The 17,874-nt window shown below is 62.5% G+C and carries 15 protein-coding genes and 1 other RNA gene; 7 read left to right on the forward strand and 9 right to left on the reverse strand.

What is annotated here, in order from left to right; all coding sequences use genetic code 11:
* Positions 1-16: 16 nt before the first annotated feature.
* The 4 genes from ASD58_RS22265 (at position 17) to ASD58_RS22280 (ending at position 7,272) form a co-directional block, all read left to right on the forward strand.
* A complete protein-coding gene (locus ASD58_RS22265) occupies positions 17-2,077 on the forward strand; it encodes a carbon starvation CstA family protein (RefSeq protein ID WP_057263403.1) in 2,061 nt (686 codons plus the stop codon).
* Between the two features lie 4 nt (positions 2,078-2,081).
* Complete coding sequence (locus ASD58_RS22270; protein ID WP_057263404.1) at positions 2,082-2,282, forward strand: YbdD/YjiX family protein; 201 nt, start codon at positions 2,082-2,084, stop codon at positions 2,280-2,282.
* Positions 2,283-2,366: 84 nt separating this feature from the next.
* Positions 2,367-5,180: a response regulator gene (locus ASD58_RS22275; RefSeq protein WP_057263405.1), complete on the forward strand. Its 2,814-nt coding sequence runs from the start codon at positions 2,367-2,369 to the stop codon at positions 5,178-5,180.
* 4 nt (positions 5,181-5,184) lie between these two features.
* Positions 5,185-7,272 (forward strand): bifunctional diguanylate cyclase/phosphodiesterase, encoded by a 2,088-nt coding sequence (locus ASD58_RS22280; RefSeq protein ID WP_057263406.1) that lies wholly within the window; start codon positions 5,185-5,187, stop codon positions 7,270-7,272.
* Here ASD58_RS22280 and recR read toward each other — a convergent pair.
* The 4 genes from recR to dnaX are packed head-to-tail and all read right to left on the reverse strand — an operon-like array spanning position 7,252 to position 11,027.
* The gene (gene recR / locus ASD58_RS22285; protein ID WP_057263407.1) at positions 7,252-7,842 is read right to left on the reverse strand and encodes a recombination mediator RecR; all 591 of its coding nucleotides are present in this window, start codon (positions 7,840-7,842) and stop codon (positions 7,252-7,254) included. The two genes, ASD58_RS22280 and recR, sit on opposite strands and share 21 nt — an antisense overlap.
* Before the next feature lie 4 nt (positions 7,843-7,846).
* Complete coding sequence (locus ASD58_RS22290; protein ID WP_057263408.1) at positions 7,847-8,137, reverse strand: YciI family protein; 291 nt, start codon at positions 8,135-8,137, stop codon at positions 7,847-7,849.
* A gap of 9 nt (positions 8,138-8,146) precedes the next feature.
* Positions 8,147-8,473 carry a YbaB/EbfC family nucleoid-associated protein gene (locus tag ASD58_RS22295; RefSeq protein ID WP_057263409.1) on the reverse strand — a complete coding sequence of 109 codons (327 nt, stop codon included), beginning with the start codon at positions 8,471-8,473 and terminating at the stop codon, positions 8,147-8,149.
* Between the two features lie 37 nt (positions 8,474-8,510).
* Positions 8,511-11,027 (reverse strand): DNA polymerase III subunit gamma/tau, encoded by a 2,517-nt coding sequence (dnaX, locus tag ASD58_RS22300; RefSeq protein WP_057263531.1) that lies wholly within the window; start codon positions 11,025-11,027, stop codon positions 8,511-8,513.
* 96 nt (positions 11,028-11,123) lie between these two features.
* On the opposite strand from dnaX, the gene ASD58_RS22305 reads away from it, so the two are divergent.
* The gene (locus ASD58_RS22305) at positions 11,124-11,786 is read left to right on the forward strand and encodes a DUF2987 domain-containing protein (RefSeq protein ID WP_057263410.1); all 663 of its coding nucleotides are present in this window, start codon (positions 11,124-11,126) and stop codon (positions 11,784-11,786) included.
* Positions 11,787-11,831: 45 nt separating this feature from the next.
* On the opposite strand, the gene ffs is transcribed toward ASD58_RS22305, so the two are convergent.
* Both ffs and ubiD read right to left on the reverse strand, forming a co-directional pair.
* Positions 11,832-11,930: signal recognition particle sRNA small type (gene ffs / locus ASD58_RS30745), an RNA gene on the reverse strand.
* A 16-nt stretch (positions 11,931-11,946) separates the two neighbouring features.
* Complete coding sequence (ubiD, locus tag ASD58_RS22310) at positions 11,947-13,431, reverse strand: 4-hydroxy-3-polyprenylbenzoate decarboxylase (RefSeq protein ID WP_082565605.1); 1,485 nt, start codon at positions 13,429-13,431, stop codon at positions 11,947-11,949.
* Positions 13,432-13,909: 478 nt separating this feature from the next.
* Here ubiD and ASD58_RS22315 point away from each other — a divergent pair, with 478 nt between their 5' ends.
* On the forward strand, positions 13,910-14,836 hold the full coding sequence (locus ASD58_RS22315; RefSeq protein ID WP_082565606.1) for a lytic transglycosylase domain-containing protein: 927 nt from the start codon (positions 13,910-13,912) through the stop codon (positions 14,834-14,836).
* Positions 14,837-14,905: 69 nt separating this feature from the next.
* Complete coding sequence (locus ASD58_RS22320; RefSeq protein ID WP_057263412.1) at positions 14,906-15,616, forward strand: hypothetical protein; 711 nt, start codon at positions 14,906-14,908, stop codon at positions 15,614-15,616.
* Here ASD58_RS22320 and nusB read toward each other — a convergent pair.
* The 3 genes from nusB to ribBA are packed head-to-tail and all read right to left on the reverse strand — an operon-like array spanning position 15,613 to position 17,747.
* Positions 15,613-16,083 carry a transcription antitermination factor NusB gene (gene nusB, locus ASD58_RS22325; RefSeq protein WP_057263413.1) on the reverse strand — a complete coding sequence of 157 codons (471 nt, stop codon included), beginning with the start codon at positions 16,081-16,083 and terminating at the stop codon, positions 15,613-15,615. The genes ASD58_RS22320 and nusB overlap by 4 nt on opposite strands.
* Positions 16,084-16,103: 20 nt before the next feature.
* On the reverse strand, positions 16,104-16,592 hold the full coding sequence (ribH, locus tag ASD58_RS22330; protein WP_057263414.1) for a 6,7-dimethyl-8-ribityllumazine synthase: 489 nt from the start codon (positions 16,590-16,592) through the stop codon (positions 16,104-16,106).
* A 45-nt stretch (positions 16,593-16,637) separates the two neighbouring features.
* Positions 16,638-17,747, reverse strand: a complete 1,110-nt coding sequence (ribBA, locus tag ASD58_RS22335; protein ID WP_057263415.1) for a bifunctional 3,4-dihydroxy-2-butanone-4-phosphate synthase/GTP cyclohydrolase II — start codon at positions 17,745-17,747, stop codon at positions 16,638-16,640.
* Between the last annotated feature and the right edge of the window lie 127 nt (positions 17,748-17,874).

Raw genomic sequence — 17,874 nt, forward strand, 5'->3', positions numbered from 1 at the left:
CTTGGAGGAGACCCCGATGAATCCCGTTATGAAGAAACTTGGCTGGGCGGCGATGTCCGTGCTGGGAGCCAGCGCCCTGGGCGTGATTGCCCTCAAGCGCGGCGAACCGGTCAGCGCCATCTGGCTGGTGATTGCAGCCGTTTGCGTGTACCTGATCGCGTACCGCTTTTACAGCCTGTTCATTGCCAAAAACGTCATGGGCCTGGAGGCTGACCGCCTGACCCCGGCCTACAAATACAACGATGGCCTGGACTACGTACCGACCAACAAGAACGTCCTGTTCGGCCACCACTTCGCCGCAATCGCCGGCGCCGGCCCGCTGGTCGGCCCCGTGTTGGCAGCGCAAATGGGCTACCTGCCTGGCATGCTGTGGATCCTGGCTGGCGTGGTGTTTGCCGGCGCCGTGCAGGACTTCATGGTGCTGTTCATTTCCACCCGCCGCGACGGCCGTTCGCTCGGTGACCTGATCAAGTCCGAACTGGGCCCGGTCCCGGGCAATATCGCGCTGCTGGGCACCTTCATGATCATGGTGATCATCCTGGCCGTGCTGGCCCTGATCGTGGTGAAAGCGCTGGCGCATTCGCCTTGGGGTTCCTTCACCGTGATGGCCACCATCCCGATCGCGCTGTTCATGGGTGTCTACACCCGCTACTTGCGCGTAGGCCGCATCGGCGAAGTATCGCTGATCGGCTTCGTGCTGCTGATGCTGGCCATCTTCGGCGGCCAATGGGTGCAGGAAAACCCGGCCCTGGCGCCAATGTTCGATTTCACCGGCACTGAGCTGACCTGGATGCTGATCGGCTACGGCTTCATCGCTTCCGTGCTGCCGGTGTGGCTGCTGCTGGCGCCGCGCGACTACCTGTCCACCTTCCTGAAGATCGGCACCATTGTCGGCCTGGCGCTGGGCATCGTGATCGTGTCGCCGATGCTGCAAATGCCTTCGCTGACCAAGTTCATCGACGGCACCGGCCCTGTGTGGAGCGGCAACCTGTTCCCCTTCCTGTTCATCACCATCGCTTGCGGTGCCGTTTCCGGCTTCCACGCGCTGATCTCCTCCGGCACCACGCCGAAGATGATCGAGAACGAAACCCATGCCCGCTTCATCGGCTACGGGGCGATGCTGATGGAATCCTTCGTCGCCATCATGGCACTGGTCGCCGCATCGACCATCGAGCCTGGCGTGTACTTTGCAATGAACAGCCCGGCCGCACTGCTCGGCACCACGGCCGAATCGGCGGCGCAGGCGATTTCCCAGTGGGGCTTCTACGTCACGCCTGAAATGCTGACCCAGACCGCCAAGGACGTGGGCGAAGCGACCATCATCTCCCGTGCCGGCGGCGCCCCTACCCTGGCGGTAGGCATGGCGCACATCCTGTCCAATGTAGTGGGCGGCAAGGCCATGATGGCGTTCTGGTACCACTTCGCCATCCTGTTCGAAGCGCTGTTCATCCTGACCGCTGTCGACGCGGGCACCCGCGCCGGCCGCTTCATGCTGCAGGATTTGCTGGGTTCCTTCGCGCCGTCGCTGAAGCGCACCGACTCCGTGTTCGCCAGTCTGCTGGCTACCGGCCTGTGCGTGGCTGCCTGGGGCTACTTCCTGTACCAGGGCGTGGTCGATCCACTGGGCGGCATCAACACCCTGTGGCCGCTGTTCGGCATCGCCAACCAGATGCTGGCCGCGATCGCGCTGATCCTGGCGACCTGTGTGCTGTTCAAGATGAAGCGCGCCAAATACGCCTGGGTCACCGTGCTGCCGACCGTCTGGCTGCTGCTGTGCACCCTGACTGCCGGCTGGCAGAAGATCTTCGACGCCAATCCGAAGATCGGCTTCATGGCCCACGCTGCGAAATACCAGGCCGCCCTGGCCGACGGCAAGGTGCTGGCACCGGCCAAGTCGATCGAACAGATGCAGCAAGTGATCTTCAACGACTACCTGGATGCGGGCCTGGCGGCCTTCTTCATGATCGTCGTGGTCAGCGTGCTGGTGTTCGGCGTGCGCACCGCGCTGGCGGCCTGGAACGCCAGCCGCCCAACCCATAACGAAGCCCCGGCCCAATACGCCGCTGCGGCCAAGTAACACCATGCTGGGCGAAATCGTCAAGGCAGGCCGCTACCTCGGACAGAGCATGCGGCTGATGTGCGGCCTGCCGGAATACGACACCTACGTCGCCCATCGCGAGAACACCCACCCGGGTGAGCCCGTGATGAGCTACGAGGAATTTTTCCGCGAGCGGCAAGAAGCGCGCTACGGCGGTGCAGGCAAGCGGGGTGGTTGCTGCTAGTGACTGGAAGTTAGAGCCAGATCAAAGTGTCGAAATTCTTAGCATTTATTCTTTGCCCGATGGAATCGTCCTTCGGCGGCGAAAATGCTCAACTTCGAACGGTCCGGCCTAAGCCAGAAACTGGCCATCATCTCCGTGCTCACCACCGGCAGCGCCTTGCTGCTGGTGTTCGTGGCGTTCGCGGTCGCGTCCATCCTTTCCCACACCAGCGAGGAACGCAAGCAGCTTACCTCGCTGGCTGACGTCATCGGCGCCAACAGCGTCGCCTCCCTGCTCTATGCCGACCGGCCGACGGCCGAACAAGCCCTGGCCGCGCTGGCGGTCAAGAGCGATATCACGCGCGCCGCCCTGTTCGACCGGGACGGCAAGCTGTTTGCCTCCTACCCTGCCCTGCGCGAACTGGCGCCCGACGCATTGGATGCGCCGCGCCTGCGGCAACTGGCATCCGGCGAACTGGCCGAGCGCGACGGTCCGCCGTGGGCGCCGCTGCTGCGGCTTTACCGGCCGGTGCGGGTGCGCCAGCATGTGATCGGGGCGGTGATGATCGAAGCCGGCCAGGCTTCCCTGTGGCTGGGCATCCTGCGCAACCTTAGCATTACGGCGGCGGCCACCGCCTCCTCGTTCTGGCTGGCGCTGGTGCTGTCGGCCCGCTTCCGCGAAGGCATTGCGGCGCCTATCGCGCAGTTGATTGCGGCGGCGGACAAGGTAAGCAGCAGCCAGACCTACGCCCAGGTGCAGCACCAGCGCAGCGATGAACTGGGTACGCTGATCGACAGTTTCAACGGCATGCTGGCGCAGATCGAGAGCCGCGACACCAAGCTGGCACAATACCGTGGCGAGCTGGAACGGCAGGTCAGCATCCGCACCGCGCAACTCGAAAAGGCCAAGGACTCGGCAGAAGCAGCCAGCCAGGCCAAGAGCGCCTTCCTGGCCAATATGTCGCATGAAATCCGCACGCCGATGAACGGGGTGCTGGGCATGGCGGAGCTGCTGGCAGCCACCCACCTCACCGAAACCCAGCGCCATTACACCAGCATGGTGCGGCGCTCGGGCGAGCACCTGCTGGTGATCATCAACGACATCCTCGACTTTTCCAAGGTTGAAGCGGGCAAGCTGACCGTTGAATACATCAACTTCAACCTGCGCGAGCTGCTGGACGATATCGAGAACGTGTTTGCGCCGCAAGCCCAGTCCAAGGGTATCGAGATGGAGTTCGCGGTGGCCAACAATATTCCGCTGGCGATCTGCGGCGATCCGAACCGGCTGCGGCAGGTGATCGTCAACCTGCTCGGTAATGCGGTCAAATTCACCGAGCAGGGGCGGATCACGGTTGCGGTCCGGGTGGCGGAGGAAGACGCCCAGTCGGCGCGCTTGCGGGTGGAGGTGCACGATACCGGCATTGGCGTATCGCGCGAGGCACGGGCCCATATCTTCGACTCTTTCTCGCAGGGCGACGGCTCGACAACCCGCAAACATGGCGGCACCGGCCTGGGCCTGGCGATTTCCAAGCAACTGGTGGAGCTGATGGGCGGCTCGATCGGCATCGATAACGCTTTGGGGCGTGGCTCGGTGTTCTGGTTCACCGTGCAGTTCGACAAGCGGCGCGTGGATGCGGACGAAGCGGGCTTCCAGCAAAAGCCGACCAAGGGCTTGCGCGCACTGGTGGTCGATCGCCAGGCCGAGAGTGCGCTGGCGCTGCAACGCCTGCTGACGCGCTGGCATTTGCAAGGCAGTTGCGCGCCCAGCGCTGCCGATGCGCTGCGCGAGCTGCATGCGGCCGCCGCGCGCGGGAGGCCCTACGATGTGGCGCTGCTCGACATGGGGCTGGACGATATTGGCGGGCTGGCTCTGGCGGCCGAGATCAAATCCGATCCCGATATTTCGCAGGTTCGCTTGATCCTGCTGGCTTCCGAACGCAATGCGGCGGACCAGGTGCAGCGCCGTGCTGCAGGGGTGGCGTTCCAGCTCATTAAACCGGTGCGCGAGCCTGATCTGTACGACTGCATCGTGACGCCAGTGCGCGCCAATGAGGGCGTGGGCGCAGTCGCCCTGGCCGGCGTAGCGCCGGCGCAGGTCTCGCCGCGTCCCCGCGCAGGCCAGCGTCCGCGCGCCTTGCTGGCGGAGGACAACCCGGTCAACGTGGAGGTGGCGTCGGCCATGCTGCGCGGCCTGGGCATGGAAGTGGCCTGCGCCGCCAACGGCGAAGAAGCGCTTGCCGCCGTGCGCGCCGGCGACTATGACCTGGTGCTGATGGACTGCATGATGCCGGTGATGGATGGCATGGCCGCTACCGCCGAAATCCGTCGCCTCGAACAACAGCGCGGACGCACACGCGCCACGCCGATCGTCGCCATCACTGCCAACGCCCTGCAGGGCGATCGCGAACGCTGCCTGGCGGCGGGCATGGACGATTACATCAGCAAACCGTTTTCGCAGCAGGCGCTGGCCGACACGCTGGGCCGCTGGATCGCACTGCCGCGCCCATCGCCCGCTCCCGACTCGCCGAGCGCCATGTTGTCCGCCGCACTGCCGTCAGCCCCGCCGGCTGCCATCAACCCGCTCGCGCTCGACGCCATCCGCGCCCTCAGCGCGGGCCAGGGTGAATTATTGCTGCAGCGCGTGCTGGCCACCTTCCTGCAAGACACTCCCCGCCAGCTCGCAGCACTACACGAAGCGGTCGCAGAAAGCGACCCAGGCACCATCCGCAAAACCGCCCACAGCCTGAAATCCAGCAGCGCCAACGTCGGCGCCGACACGCTGGCCAGGCTGTTCAAGGAGCTGGAACAGATGGCCCGCGCCGGCGACACCGATGGCGCGGCAGACCTGATAGCGCAACTGGAGCGCGAATTCCAGTCAGTCCGGCATTCGCTCAGTCTCATCCTGCCGAAGGGAGTATGACATCATGGCAGCGCTCTATTCACCCAAACGCGGTACCGTGCTGGTGGCGGATGACGATCCCGTCATGCGCCTGCTGATGCTTGAAATGCTGGCCCAAGTCGGGCTCGACGCCGTGGAAGCGAGCGACGGCCGCGCCGCCGTGGCCAGTTTCCGCGACAATGCGCCAGACCTGGTGCTGCTGGACGTCGACATGCCGCTGCTCGACGGCTTCTCCGTCTGCCGCGCCATCCGCAAGCTGGAAAGCTCGTCCCACATCCCCGTTATCATGGTTACCGGCGGCGACGACCTGGGCGCGGTCACGCAAGCCTATGAAGCCGGTGCCACCGACTTCGTCTCCAAGCCGATCAACTGGCCGATCCTCGGCCATCGCGTGCTGTATGTACTGCGCGCCAGCGATGCCATCGCCCGTCTGCGCATCGCCGACGCCCATAACCGCGCCGTACTGGCTGCCATCCCCGACACCTTCTTCCGCCTCAGTGCCGACGGCTACTACCTCGATTACGAAGAAGGCCATGAGCCAGGCGCCGATTTCGCCAGCCGCGAATGCGTGGGGCGGCACATCCGTGACGTGCTGCCCGCGCCGATTGCCAGCCGCATGCTCGATCAATTGTCGGCCGTGCTGCATTCCGCCTCGGTGCATTCGGTCGATTACGAACTGACGCGCGACGGCAGCGGCCACCACTTTGAAGCGCGCCTGGTGAGTACCGCATCCGGCGAAGTGCTCGGCCTGGTGCGCGACATCAGCGAACGCAAACGCACGGAAGAACAGATCCGCAAGCTGGCCTACTGCGACAGCCTGACCGGCATCCCCAACCGGCAGGCCTTCCTTGAGACCCTGGAGCGCGAACTGGAACGCTCGCAGCGCGAACAGCGCAAATTCGCCATCCTGTTCATGGACCTGGATTCCTTCAAGCGCATCAACGATACGCTGGGCCACAACGTGGGCGACCTGTTGCTGCAGATCGTCACCGAGCGCCTGCGCGAAACCATCCGCCCCAGCGACCACTTGTGCAGCCTGGCGCGCCTGGGCGGCGACGAATTCACCATCCTGCTGCCCGATATCGAACGGGTGGACGATGCGCTGGCCGTGGCGCACCGCGTGAAAGACGCCATGCGCCGCCCCTTCAACCTGGACGGCCATGAGATCTTCGTCACCGCCAGCATCGGCATCTCGCTCTATCCGGAAGATGGCGAGGACTGCACCTCGCTGCTGAAATTCGCCGACACCGCCATGTACCATGCCAAGAACTGCGGCAAGAACAACGCCAAGCTATACAGCTCTTCGCTGACGATGCAGATCATGAGCCACGTCAAGCTGGAAGTCGGATTGCGCAAGGCTTTGCAGAACAACGAGTTATACCTGCTGTACCAGCCGCAAGTCGACGTCCCCACTACCCGCATCGTCGGCGTGGAGGCATTGATTCGCTGGAGGCACCCTGAACACGGCATCATCCCGCCGACGGAATTCATCCCTCTGGCGGAAGAAACGGGGCTGATCGTGCCGATCGGCGAATGGGTGCTGCGCACCGCCTGTGGCCAGGCGCGCGCCTGGCAGCGCGAATGCGAGCGGCCGATCCGCATGGCGGTCAACCTCTCCGCCCGCCAGTTCAAGGACGAAAACCTGGCGCAGATCGTGTTGGCCGTGCTGCACGACACCGGCCTCGATCCCAGCCTGCTCGAACTGGAACTGACCGAAGGCACCTTGATGGACAACGCCCTCGCCACGCTGGCCACGCTGGAGCAGTTGCGCGGCATCGGCGTGTTCTTATCGATCGACGATTTCGGCACCGGCTACTCGTCCATGAGCTACCTGAAACGCTTCGACGTGCGCGCGCTGAAGATCGACAAGAGCTTTATCAGCGGCCTGCCGCAGGACAGCGAAAACGCCGCCATCACGCGCGCCATCATCGCCATGGCGCACGGCTTGAAAATGATCGTGGTGGCAGAAGGAGTCGAAACGCCCGAGCAACTCGACCTGCTGAAGCACTACGGCTGCGACATGGCCCAAGGCTACCTGCTCGGCCGCCCCGCCCCGCAGGACGCCATCAGCCAGATGCTGGCGTGCGTAGGATCAGGTGCTGCGGCGGTCTAGCATGGCGCGGGCGATGGTGCCGGCGTCCACGTATTCGAGTTCGCCGCCCACCGGCACGCCGCGCGCCAGGCGGGTTACGGCCAGGCCGCGGGCTTTCAGCATTTCGCTGATGTAGTGGGCAGTGGCTTCGCCTTCATTGGTGAAGTTCGTTGCCAGCACCACTTCTTCCACCACGCCGTCGGCGGCGCGCGCCAGCAGCTTTTCGAGGTGGATGTCTTTCGGGCCGATGCCGTCCAGCGGCGACAAGCGGCCCATCAGCACGAAATACAGGCCTTTGTAAGTCAGGGTGGATTCGATCATCACCTGGTCGGCCGGCGTTTCGACCACGCATAGCTGGCGCTTGTCGCGCGACTCGTCGGCGCAGGTGTCGCAGATTTCGGTTTCGGTGAAGGTATTGCACAGGGCGCAGTGGTGCACCTGCTCCACTGCCTGGTACAGGGCGCGCGAGAGCATGGCGGCGCCTTCGCGGTCGTGCTGCAGCAGGTGGAAGGCCATGCGCTGGGCCGACTTGGGACCGACGCCAGGCAGGCGGCGCAGCGCCTCCGTCAAAAATTCAAAGGACTTCGCCATTGGCTCAGGATTGCTTGAAGGCGCTCAGGAAATCGGCCGTCTTGGTGGGCACGAATTCGGTGATCGTGTAGCTTGCAGCACCCGCTTCATTGAACGGATCCAGCTCGATCACCGCTTCGATATCGGCCCGGCTGTCGGCCGTGGCAAGAATGACGCCGCCGGTACGCGGCACCAGGCGTCCAGACATCAGGAACATGCCGTTGGCATATTGCTCGCGCAGGTACTCGCTATGCGCGGCGAGGAGCTTGTCGATCTCCTCGGCCGGTTTCAGGTACGTGAGCGTGATGATGAACATGATGCAGGTTTAGAACGGCATCTTGAAGCCAGGTGGCAGAGGCATGCCGGCGGTCAGGCCGCTCATTTTTTCGGAAGCGGTGGCTTCGGCCTTGCGCACGGCGTCATTGAAGGCGGCAGCTACCAGGTCTTCCAGCATGTCCTTGTCGTCGCCCAGCAGCGATGGATCGATCGAAACGCGCTTCACATCGTTCTTGCAGGTCATCACGACCTTCACCATGCCGGCGCCGGCCTGGCCTTCAACTTCGATCAGGGCCAGCGCTTCCTGCGCCTTCTTCATATTGTCCTGCATGGCTTGCGCTTGCTTCATCAGGCCGGCCAGTTGGTTCTTCATCATGGTGTGGTTCTCCGTATTTCGGTGTTGAATATTGGGTTTAGTGCGCGGGCGTCATCGGCGCCACGATCGAGCCGGGCACGATGAAGGCGCCGAAGTCGCGCGCCATTGCTTTGATAAATGGGTCGGCGGCCACTGTTTCTTCAGCGGCGCGCTGGCAGTTGTCGCGGTGGACCTGGGCTTCGACGCTGGTGGTGTACCAGGCCTTGCCAATTTCGGTCTCGACGCGCGCGGCCCGGCCGAAGCGTTCGGTCAGCGCGGAGGTCAGTTTCTCCACGTTGGCCGGGGTGGCCCAGGTTTCGATCGGGCAGCGGATCCGGAACACGGCCATATTGCCGTCGAAGCTGCAGCTTACCAGTTCGGCTTGCGTTGCCAGTTGCTGCGCCACGCCGCGCAGCGGCAGGTGGGCGGCCAGCGCTGGCCAATTGCCATCCCAGCCCAGTTCGGGAATCGGGTTGATGACATATTCATATGGCGCCTTGGCTGGCGCGGCCGCGCGATGCTGCGGTGCCTGCGAGATCCCGGAAATGTGGTCGGCGCCGGCCGGCACTGCGGAATCTTCGGAGAAGTCGGTTACCCAGGGCGGGAGGTCGTCTTCTTCCGCTTGTTGCTGCACCGGGGCGGCACGGCGCTGTTGCACTTGATGTGGAGCTTCCATCACGGTGGCGGTGCCGCCCTGCTCGTCCCATGGTGCGCCGGCTTGCGCGGATGGTGCACTTGGAGCTGGAGCGTCTTCCCACGGTGCCGGTGCACGCGGCGCGGCAGGTGCCGAGTATTGGGCTTGTGCCGGAGCGGACGGCATCGCGGCGCGCGGCGCTGCGGCTGGCGCGGCGTGTGCAGCGGCGGCCGGTGCAGCAGCAGGCGGCGATGCAGGGGCGTCGGCTTGCGGTGCCGCTGGACGTGCTGGCGCCGGGGCTCGCTGGCCGGTGCGGGCGGCGGCCGCGGCGCGCGCGGCTTCCAATGCAGCGGTGATGGCCATTTTTGCGGGGCTCATCGGGCGGCTGTCGGCTGCAGGCGCTGGCGGCGGTGCAGTAAGCTGCGGTGCCGGAGCAGGAGCAGGAGCAGCAGGCTGCGGCGCCGGCGCGGAGTCCGATGCGGTGGCCGGCGCAAAAGCCTGCGGTGCCGGTTCGGATGCCGCCGCCGGTGCGTCTGCCGATGCAGTGTCTTGCGAAGCGCCGCTCGGCACGCTGGCCAGGTGCGAAGCGCTGGCCGCATTCGCTGCGGCCGCAGCGGCAGGCGCGACTTGCTGGACAGGCGGCGCAGGCGGCACGGCTGGCGGCACTGACGGAACCGAGGAAAATGCGCCGGCCGGCGCAGGCTGGCCAACCGGAACACTCATGCGGTCCGCGGTTGCGGCCGAAGCAGCCATGGCGGCGGCTGCAGCGGCGCGAGCCGGATTCGCCCCGGCGGGACGAGCCGCTACCGGGGCGCCGGCCGGTTGGCCATCCGCCCCGCCCATGCCGGGCCGAAAGGCAAGCATGCGTAACAGGGTCATGGAGAAGCCGGCATATTCATCCGGCGCCAGTCCCAGTTCATTCCGGCCATGCACGGCGATCTGGTAATACAACTGCACTTCCTCTGCATCGAACAGGGAAGCCAGGCGCACCACATCGTTATATTCGGGCAGGTCCGCAGGCACGGCGGAAGGCACGGTCTGCGCCAGCGCGATCCGGTGCAGCAAGGTGCCAAGGTCTTGCAAGGCGCCGTTGTAAGACAGCGAACGCGTCGCCATTTCATCGGCAACCGCCATCAGGTCCGCGCCATCCTTATTGGCCAGCGCATCAAGCAAACGCACCAGGTAGGACTGGTCCAAAGCGCCCAGCATGCCCTGCACTGCATCCAGCGTCACAGCGCCGGCGGCGTAGGCAATCGCCTGGTCGGTCAGCGACAAGGCGTCACGCATCGAACCATGTGCGCCCTGTGCCAGCAGGCGCAAGGCAGGCTGTTCGAATACCACGTTTTCCTGGCCCAGGATATTTTCCAGGTGGCCGACGATATGCCCCGGCGGCATCTGCTTCAGGTTGAACTGCAGGCAGCGCGACAGCACAGTGACAGGAATCTTTTGCGGATCGGTGGTCGCCAGAATGAACTTGATATGCTCGGGCGGCTCCTCCAGCGTCTTCAGCATCGCATTGAAGGCGTGGTTGGTCAGCATGTGGACCTCGTCGATCATATAGACCTTGAAGCGCGCATTGGACGGGGCGTACACCGCCTGCTCGAGCAACTGCGCCATTTCGTCGACGCCACGGTTGGATGCCGCGTCCATCTCGACATAGTCGACAAAACGGCCGCCATCGATCGCGGTACAAGCCTCGCATACACCGCACGGGGTAGCCGTGATGCCGCCATTGCCGTCCGGTCCAACGCAATTGAGCGACTTGGCCAGGATGCGGGACAGCGTCGTCTTGCCGACACCGCGCGTCCCGGTAAACAGGTAGGCGTGGTGCAGGCGACCGGTATGCAACGCATGGGTCAGCGCACGCACAACGTGCTCCTGGCCGACAAGCGTTTCAAAGTTCCGGGGACGGTATTTGCGAGCGAGGACTTGATAGGACATGATCAGGATTTTACCGTAGATAGCAGGTGCTGCGGACAACATTAGACGTTTGGCCAGACTTCGTCTAGACTTTGCCTTTTTTGCAACCGCACCCCCATGAAAAAGCTGCTCCTGATTGCCCTGTTGGCCAGCGCCAGTGGCGCCCACGCGGAAGAGCGTGAATGGACCACCTATAGGAAGTTTGTCGAATCGATCCGCCTGGATCGCTTTTACGCCCTGCCCGCCTCCGAGCGCGATAAGCTGGACTTCTACCTGACAGTGGAACCGTCCAACAAGAAACTCAAGGCAGCAGACATGAATTTAACGGTGGTGCATGGCGGCACGCGCACCGCCCTGCCGCTAGACGACAAGTCCCACCTGCGCATGGCGCCCAACCCGCAATGGTTGGCCGAAGACGCCAAAATCATGACCACCCAGGGGAAAGGCGAAAAGATCAGCGTAATCTACAACCTGGATGCGATCGTCCCGGAAGGCACGCAATGGCCATATAACAAGTTGATGGGCAGCGTAGCCCAGGGCAATGCAGCCATTGGCAAGGTTGCCGGCGCCTTTAGCTGGTTCGCGCCGACAATGAAGTCCGTCCTGCTGACCTTTGACAAGCCATCCCAGTTGACGATCCAATCGAGGAGCGGCATCAAGCGCTTCCTCAGCGACGCCGGCAACAAGATCCGTTTGCCGGCCGATACAGCGCTGCTGAAGGAAAATCCGCTGGTAGAGACTTCCGCCTGCCCCCTACAAGCCGAGCTGGATTCGGAGTGAGAAAATAAAAAAAGCTGCCAGTGGCAGCTTTTTTCATGAATTCAAGGAGGCGAGCCTGATCTGCGGCACTTGCGGTGAACAGCTTTGGCTGCTTCGTTCCCGACCTGACCAGGTTAACCGTGCCACAATGCGCAGGGGCCCGCCCGGGCGCAATTATAGGCTATAAACCTAGCTGCTGCCAAATTTCATCCACACGGGCCTTCACTTCAGGCGTCATGGCGATCGTGGTACCCCATTCCCGGCTGGTTTCACCCGGCCATTTATTGGTGGCGTCGATGCCCATCTTGCTGCCCAGGCCACTGACCGGCGAAGCGAAATCCAGGTAGTCGATAGGCGTATTGTCGACCAGCGTGGTGTCGCGGGTCGGATCAACGCGGGTTGTTATCGCCCAGATCACTTCCTTCCAGTCGCGGATGTTCACGTCCTCGTCCACCACGATAATGAATTTGGTATACATGAACTGGCGCAGGAAGCTCCACACGCCGAACATCACGCGCTTGGCGTGGCCCGCGTACTGTTTGCGGATCTGCACCACCGCCATGCGGTAGCTGCAGCCTTCCGGCGGCAAGTAAAAGTCGGTGATCTCGCTGAACTGCTTCTGCAGCAGCGGCACGAAGACCTCATTCAGCGCAACGCCCAGCACTGCCGGCTCATCCGGCGGCTTGCCTGTATACGTCGAGTGGTAGATCGGGTCACGCCGCATGGTGATGCGGTCGATGGTGAAGACCGGGAACCAGTCCTGCTCATTGTAATAGCCGGTATGGTCGCCATACGGGCCTTCCAGGCCATGCTCGTAGCCGGAAGGATGGTTTTCATCCGGATAGATATGCCCTTCCAGCACAATCTCCGCCGAAGCCGGCACACGCAGCTCGCTGCCGATAGCCTTCACCAGTTCGGTGCGGCTGCCGCGCAGCAGGCCTGCAAATTGATATTCCGACAGGCTGTCCGGCACTGGCGTGACTGCGCCGAGGATAGTCGCCGGGTCGGCACCCAGCGCGACGCAGACCGGATAAGGCTGGCCTGGATTCTTGATGCAGTGCTCACGGAAATCCAGCGCGCCGCCGCGATGCGCCAGCCAGCGCATGATCACCTTGTTTCGCCCCAGTACCTGCTGGCGATAGATGCCCAGGTTCTGGCGCTTCTTGTTCGGGCCTTTAGTAATTACCAGGCCCCATGTAATAAGGGGCGCTACATCGCCAGGCCAGCAATGCTGGATCGGCAGGCGGCCCAGGTCCACGTCGTTGCCTTCCCAGACAATCTCCTGGCATGGCGCGCCGCGCATCTCTTTCGGCGACATATCCCATACTGCCTTGACCAGGGAGCCCAGTCCCATCAAGTCCTTGAAGCCTTTGGGCGGCTCGGGTTCTTTCAACTGTGCCAGAACGTGGCCGATCTTGCGCAACTCACCCACATCGTCAGCGCCCATGCCCAGCGCCACGCGCCGCGGGGTGCCGAACAGGTTGCCCAGCACCGGCATGTCGAAACCAGCCGGCTTCTCGAACAGGATGGCCGGCCCGCCGGCACGCAGGGTACGGTCGCAGACTTCCGTCATCTCGAGGTGTGGCGAAACAGGCAAGCTTGTGCGCTTAAGTTCGCCCATTGCTTGCAGTTGAGAAATAAAATCTCGGAGATCGCGATATTTCATACTTTTTTACGATTTTTTTGCTCCGGACGGGGCGTCTGAGCACTTTTAGTCAAGCCGTTGATTTTATTGGTTTTTGTCAATGTGTTCACGAGAAAATCATACTCAAAAGTAATAAAGAACGCGAGTGTTAGTATTGACTAGATATAATACCCCTCCTACAATTTGACCTACCTGATGAGGGCATGGCCTTTATGCCAACTAAGTTGTCACTCATTACATTCACGGAGTATCCGGGCTCCACAGACATTTTAAGGAGTGTTTTTCACGAGGCGTCTGCCTCCATCCCGGAAAAAGTTGTGTTGCAACTGGCCCCATAGACCCGCCAGCTTTAGCAAACAATGATGGCGTCCAGTCCCGTGCGACCTGTGCGGCGGTGGACGAAGATAACACTGATGTAACGACTATGGCACGTCGAATTGACCGCGGTTTTCACGCGGCGGGGACGCGTTTTGACTCTTACATTTCAGGGGAGTTCTGAATGAACAATCGATTCAATGGGTTGCTTGATAGCGCCCGCCTGTGGGCTTGCCAGCCCGCCGCGTGGATTTCCACGCAGAGCATTTCGGCACGCGGTCTGCTGACCGCCGCTCAGTCCATGCTGAGCCTCCTGGGTATCGCTGCACTGGTTATGGCTTGCGCCATGGTTGCCCGTCCTGAACTGGCATCCGACCTGGCTCACGCCCTGCGCGGCCAGCCGCCAGCGCCCCAACAAGTTGTCGTTGCACCTCCACTGTCCGAGCTGATGGAAGCGCCTGCTGCGCGTCCTGCCGGGCTGGTCATCGCCACTGCCGAATCGCAGCTTGCCGGCGAGGACAAAGACCTGGTGGGCTCCAAGAAGCAGCAGGATGCCGTGACCAACTGGCTGTCCAAGCGCTACCGCGTAGCTGGCGATGCGACCAATATGCTGGTCTCCACCGCCTACCTGACCGCTCGTGAAATCAAGCTGGATCCACTGCTGATCCTGGCCGTAATGGCGATCGAGTCCGGCCTGAATCCGTTCGCGGAAAGCCCGATGGGCGCGCAAGGCCTGATGCAGGTGATGTCCAAGGTCCACACCGACAAATTCCAGGACATGGGCGGCGTGCAGGCAGCGCTGAATCCAGTGGCCAACATCCGCGTCGGCGCCCTGATCCTGCGGGATTACGTGGCAAAGGGCGGTTCCGTTGAAGCCGGCCTTAAATCCTATGTTGGCGCGGCAGCCTTCGAAACCGATGATGGCTATGGCTCGCGCGTGATGGCGGAATACTCCCGCCTGAAGCAGGTCTCCGCCGGCAAGAAGGTGCCTTACATCACTCCGCCACAGCAGGTTGCTGCCGCCCCTGCCCCGGTCAAGGCGAAAGATGCCCCAACCACCGTGGCACAGGCTGACAAGCCCATCAGCGCAGACCAGTTGGCAGGCCTGTAAGCGCCGGCCCGCCGCGCACGAAGCCACCCCCGGGTGGCTTTTTTATTATGTGCGGCGCAGAATGGGGCCATGTCGACCTCAAACCACTTGCTCATCTCCGAGCGGGCCTTGCAGCAAACCGTGGGCTGGATCGCCTTCCTGATGCCGGTCAGCGTTCGCCTGCTCGCCTTTCTTTCGCCCGACCAGGTCTGGACTACCAATTCCATCAGCGCCTATTACTACAGCAGTGCACGCGACGTCTTCGTCGGCGCCCTGGTCGTGGGCGGCGTAGTGATGGCGTTCTTTAATACCGGTCATCGGCGCGACCGCTGGATTTCCATATTGGCCGGCGCATCGGCAATCGGCATCGCACTCTTCCCGATGAAGATCTCGATCGGCGTCCTCAGGTCGCCAGGCACCATCCTGCCGGACGACGAAACCAAACTGGTGGCGGCCCTGCTGCATGCTCCTCACGGACCGCTGGGCTACCACTTCCTTTTCGTGGCTGCCTTCTTCGTGCTGACGTTTTATCTGGTGACGTTCCGCTTCCGCGCCAATACGCCGTCCATGCCAACGCAGGAGAAATGCACGCGCAATAAGGTCTACATTGCCTGCGGTGCCATGATGGCGGTGGCCTTCGTGTGGATAGCAATCCTGGAGCTGAATGGGCAGCAGCAGTCCATCTTCTGGCCGGAGACCCTTGCGGTCATGGCCTTTTCAGCCGCATGGCTGGTGAAGGGGCAACTGGTACTGAAAGACGGGCCTGCGGACAGTGCCGCAGGCGCCGGGGGAAGGGATTAACGCTTCTTGTCTGCCGCGACTTCGTCAGCGCGCAGTTGGGCGGCCAGCTTGTCCAGCACGCCGTTCACGTATTTGTGGCCATCGATACCGCCGAAGGACTTGGTCAGTTCCACTGCCTCGTTGATCACCACGCGGTATGGGATCTCGACGTGGTTCTTCAGTTCATAGGCGCCGATCAGCAGCACTGCATGCTCGATCGGGGACAGCTCGCCAATGCCGCGATCGACCAGCGGCGTGAACACTTCACGCAGTTCGACCGATTGCTTGATGGTGCCGCGCAGCAGGTCGGCAAAATACTCGCCGTCCGCCTTGTCGAAGCCATGGGCGCCGCGGATATTATTGACGACCTTGGTCGCTTCTTCATTGTTCAGCAGCCACTGGTACAGGCCCTGGAGCGCGAACTCACGCGCGCGGTGGCGCGGCGTGCGGTTCTTGCTAGGGTTAGCGTGCGTCATATTGTCAGTCATGTTCTTACCTTCTTGTTGAATTACTCGTCGTCGCCCAGGTCCTGGTGCAATTCTTCCAGGGCGATCGACAGGTTGGCCATTTCCACTGCGCAGCGGGCAGCTTCGGCACCTTTGACGGCCATGCGGACTTCCGCTTGTTCGTCGTTTTCGGTGGTCAGGATGGCGTTGGCGATTGGGATGCTGTAGTCCAGGCCCACGCGGGTTACGCCCGCGCCGGATTCGTTGGACACCAGTTCGAAGTGGTAGGTTTCGCCGCGGATGACGGCGCCCAGCGCGATCAGCGCGTCGAACTGGTTGGATTCGGCCATCTTCTGCAGCACCAGCGGAATTTCCAGCGCGCCCGGTACGGTCACGTGCAGGATGTCTTCATCTTCCACGCCCAGGTTCTTCAGCTCCTGCAGGCATGCGGACAGCAGGCCATGGCAAACGTCTTCGTTGAAGCGCGCTTGCACGATGCCGATGCGCAGGTTTTCGCCGGACAGGTTGGTTTCGTAGGTTGCTACGGTCATGGTGTACCTCTTTCTAAGGATATTGGATTATGCCGCGCCTGTTAATCAGGCGGCAGGTTTGGCCATGTAGCCGGTGACTTCAAGGTTAAAGCCGGTCATCGAAGGCATCTTGCGCGGGCTGGCCAGCAACTGCATCTTGTGGACGCCCACGTCGCGCAGGATTTGCGCGCCAATGCCATAGCTGCGCAGGTCCATGCTGGCAGCGCGGCCGGTTGGACGCACGTTCTTGTCCAGCGCATCCAGCTGGCCGAACAACTGCTCGGCGGTCTCGCCGCAATTCAGCAGCACCATCACGCCCTGCTCCGCCGCCTTGATTGCCTTCATCGAGGACGACACGTTCCAGGAATGGGTAGTGGCTTCGGTTTCCAGCAGGTCCAGGATCGACACCGGCTGGTGTACGCGCACCAGCGATTCCTTGCCTGGGGCCATGTCGCCATGCACCAGCGCCAGGTGGGCCGCGCCGCTTGGCTTGTCGCGGAAAGCGATCATGCGGAAGTCGCCGTGCGCGGTGCGCAGCGGACGTTCGGCAATACGCTCCACCATGCATTCATTCTGGCTGCGATAGTGGATCAGGTCGGCGATGGTGCCGATCTTCAGGCCGTGTTCCTTGGCGAATTCCAGCAGCTCCGGCAGGCGCGCCATGGTGCCGTCGTCCTTGATGATCTCGCAGATCACGGAAGCCGGCATCAGGCCAGCCATCGCAGTCAGGTCGCAGCCCGCTTCGGTATGACCGGCGCGCATCAGCACACCGCCCGGCACTGCGCGCAGCGGGAAAATGTGGCCCGGCTGCACGATATCGCTTGGCTTGGCGCCTTTGGCCACGGCTACCTGGATGGTCTTGGCGCGGTCGGCAGCCGAAATACCGGTAGTCACGCCCTCCGCCGCTTCGATCGACACGGTGAAATTGGTGCCGAACGAAGTGCCGTTCTTGGCGGTCATCATGGTCAGGTCGAGCTGGTTGCAATGCTCTTCGGTCAGGGTCAGGCACACCAGGCCGCGCGCATGCTTGATCATGAAATTGATCGCTTCCGGCGTGACGTGTTCGGCGGCCAGCACCAGGTCGCCTTCGTTTTCACGGTCTTCTTCATCGACCAGGATCACCATGCGACCGGCGCGCAGTTCGGCGACGATTTCTTCGGTGCTGGAAATGGACATATTTTTTCCTTTGATGTGAGGCACAGAGCGTTTCTTTGTTAACCCGCTATTTTAAAGGATTTGGCGCACTTCCGCCCCTTGGGCGCCGCCTTTAGGGGTTTTGGCCTAGACTGAATTGCTTTTTCAA

This window comes from Duganella sp. Root1480D1 (assembly GCF_001427305.1).
Lineage (GTDB): Bacteria > Pseudomonadota > Gammaproteobacteria > Burkholderiales > Burkholderiaceae_D > Rugamonas.

What these genes read in the sequence shown, in the direction of transcription:
- ASD58_RS22305 (WP_057263410.1), top strand. Translation starts at nt 11,124, where the DNA reads ATGAAAAAGCTGCTCCTGATTGCCCTGTTGGCCAGCGCCAGTGGCGCC.
- ASD58_RS22290 (WP_057263408.1), bottom strand. Translation starts at nt 8,137, where the DNA reads ATGTTCATCATCACGCTCACGTACCTGAAACCGGCCGAGGAGATCGAC.
- ubiD (WP_082565605.1), bottom strand. Translation starts at nt 13,431, where the DNA reads ATGAAATATCGCGATCTCCGAGATTTTATTTCTCAACTGCAAGCAATG.
- ASD58_RS22270 (WP_057263404.1), top strand. Translation starts at nt 2,082, where the DNA reads ATGCTGGGCGAAATCGTCAAGGCAGGCCGCTACCTCGGACAGAGCATG.
- ASD58_RS22295 (WP_057263409.1), bottom strand. Translation starts at nt 8,473, where the DNA reads ATGATGAAGAACCAACTGGCCGGCCTGATGAAGCAAGCGCAAGCCATG.
- ASD58_RS22280 (WP_057263406.1), top strand. Translation starts at nt 5,185, where the DNA reads ATGGCAGCGCTCTATTCACCCAAACGCGGTACCGTGCTGGTGGCGGAT.
- ASD58_RS22315 (WP_082565606.1), top strand. Translation starts at nt 13,910, where the DNA reads ATGAACAATCGATTCAATGGGTTGCTTGATAGCGCCCGCCTGTGGGCT.
- nusB (WP_057263413.1), bottom strand. Translation starts at nt 16,083, where the DNA reads ATGACTGACAATATGACGCACGCTAACCCTAGCAAGAACCGCACGCCG.
- ASD58_RS22265 (WP_057263403.1), top strand. Translation starts at nt 17, where the DNA reads ATGAATCCCGTTATGAAGAAACTTGGCTGGGCGGCGATGTCCGTGCTG.
- ASD58_RS22275 (WP_057263405.1), top strand. Translation starts at nt 2,367, where the DNA reads ATGCTCAACTTCGAACGGTCCGGCCTAAGCCAGAAACTGGCCATCATC.
- dnaX (WP_057263531.1), bottom strand. Translation starts at nt 11,027, where the DNA reads ATGTCCTATCAAGTCCTCGCTCGCAAATACCGTCCCCGGAACTTTGAA.
- ASD58_RS22320 (WP_057263412.1), top strand. Translation starts at nt 14,906, where the DNA reads ATGTCGACCTCAAACCACTTGCTCATCTCCGAGCGGGCCTTGCAGCAA.
- ribBA (WP_057263415.1), bottom strand. Translation starts at nt 17,747, where the DNA reads ATGTCCATTTCCAGCACCGAAGAAATCGTCGCCGAACTGCGCGCCGGT.
- recR (WP_057263407.1), bottom strand. Translation starts at nt 7,842, where the DNA reads ATGGCGAAGTCCTTTGAATTTTTGACGGAGGCGCTGCGCCGCCTGCCT.
- ribH (WP_057263414.1), bottom strand. Translation starts at nt 16,592, where the DNA reads ATGACCGTAGCAACCTACGAAACCAACCTGTCCGGCGAAAACCTGCGC.